Here is a 1,370-nt window from a genome sequence, read left to right as displayed (position 1 = left end):
GCCCGCCTGCGCAGATGGTACTGCAGTTATGTGGGAGAGTATGTCGTCGCCTTTCTTTGAAGAATCCTCATCATTCATTTGATGGGGATTTTTTGTTGTACAGAAGTTTGGGGCTAACCTTTGCGTTGGTCGCCTTTCTCTAAAATATACTCATCATGAATTTAATGAGGGTTTTTTGTTTTACAGCAGCTCGACGTGTTCGGCTATTGCCTCGATTCGTCGCCTTTCTTTAATCTGAAGTAATTCAGATGCTATTAAATCCGCATCATTCGTTTGATGTGGATTTTTTTTAGCATTATAGCCTCAATGATGTAAAGAAATGATTTTGCAAATTTAGTCGTTGATTTTTACTGAATTTATAGGATTGGTAGCGCGCTGAGAGTTGTAATTTGTAAAATGCAGTAGAGAATAGCAGATTTTTTTTTGTTATTTTCTTATTTTTTACCATTGCAGATAAAGAGTAGTTATACGGCATTACCTATTATTTACTTCTTGAACAGATAAAAGTTAGAAAAAATCTTTCACAAACTAAATCTCAACTCACATCATATACTCTTGATCCCTATTTTTTTAGAATACGAAGAAGACTGCTGATTTTTTTCATTTTTATACAGCACTAGGTACCAATATTTCAAAACATTTCATACCAAACGGTGGGTTTTTCTTGGTATGGCCGCAGGTAGAGTGGTTTCTTGCAGATTAATAAGACTTTTTTTTAATCAATTAACTTCAGGATTTTCTATTCCTGGTAATAAAGTAGAGCATGATATTAGTGTATGGCTTTTAATTTAAAATAAATTACACCTTTGCTTATAAATTCTGTTGAACTTTATGCAGGTGGGCGGTTTTGAAGGTTGTTCCACGGGAAAAAAGTTTTGTGGTGTTTGTTATATATAGTATTCCTAATTTGGAGTGTAGTATACTTGATTGGAGTCTTGAGGTATAAAAAAAGGAATCAGAAGGTGAAATTAGTACTAAATGCGGGTTTGCAGAAAGACGGATTAAGTAAAGAAGAAGAGACAAGATTGTGTGGCTGCAGCTATAATAGCGGTAAAATTGTTGGTATAACCGGTTTTAAGGCATTTAGAGGTAAACTAAAGAGGAAATAATTCACTTTCAAAATTCACGTTTCCAGCGAGTTAAAGCGAGCGTTAAGAAAACATCAAAAAAAAGGTTTAAAAAAGCTTGTAAAAGCGAATAAAGGTGGTACTTTTGCACCCGCAACAAGCATACGTTCATTAACAAACTGACAAGTAATCTGAATCTGAAACGAGAATTTATTTTCAAAAAAAAGATTTGCAAAAGCTTGTGAGATTAGAAAACGGATGTTACATTTGCACCCCGCAAAACAAGCAAAGTTCCTTGACAAA

General features: G+C 34.3%; 1 protein-coding gene. It reads left to right on the top strand.

Going from position 1 to position 1,370, the window contains the following annotated elements; all coding sequences use genetic code 11:
- The first annotated feature begins 962 nt into the window (after positions 1 to 962).
- Complete coding sequence (locus BUC23_RS17600) at positions 963 to 1,109, top strand: hypothetical protein (RefSeq protein ID WP_167365611.1); 147 nt, start codon at positions 963 to 965, stop codon at positions 1,107 to 1,109.
- The last annotated feature ends 261 nt before the right edge of the window (positions 1,110 to 1,370 follow it).

This window comes from Flavobacterium xinjiangense (assembly GCF_900142885.1).
Taxonomy (GTDB): Bacteria; Bacteroidota; Bacteroidia; order Flavobacteriales; family Flavobacteriaceae; genus Flavobacterium; species Flavobacterium xinjiangense.
Note: the sequence above shows the minus strand (reverse complement) of the source record. Positions and strands in the feature narration are given on the sequence as shown.